The organism is Mesorhizobium sp. BHbdii (assembly GCF_053848045.1).
The window spans coordinates 1-416 of record NZ_JBSPKX010000273.1 but is presented as its reverse complement, the minus strand read 5'-3'; the positions used below and the strand labels follow the sequence as shown (position 1 = coordinate 416).

Below are 416 nucleotides of genomic sequence, written 5' to 3'. Positions count from 1 at the left end.
GCTGGGCAACACTGCCTTGCGACGGCACGGGGCCGGATTCGGAGAAGGTCATGCCCTGGGCTTCCGGCGGCGCATAGGCTTTCAGCCAATCAAGATACTTCTGGATTGCATAGACCGATGCCGGTCCATTGGTGTCGCCGCCGCGCGCGGTGCACGAGCCGACAGGCCGCGAATTCGCATCGACCTTGATGCCCCATTCGTCGACCGGCACACCGTTCGGCAGGCCCTTGTCGCCATTGCCGGCCATCGACAGCCAGGCGTCCGTGAACCGCCAGCCGAGCGACGGATCCTTCTTGCCGTAGTCCATGTGGCCATAGACCTTCTTGCCGTTGACGTCGCGGCCGGTGAAGAATTCGGCGATGTCCTCATAGGCCGACCAGTTGACCGGCACGCCGAGATCGTAGCCGTACTTGGCC

Annotated in this window: 1 pseudogene; it reads right to left on the bottom strand. The window is 63.7% G+C overall.

Annotated features, from left to right (window positions below):
- Positions 1-416, bottom strand: a pseudogene (locus ACWTU8_RS33005) (carbohydrate ABC transporter substrate-binding protein); the annotation flags it as partial.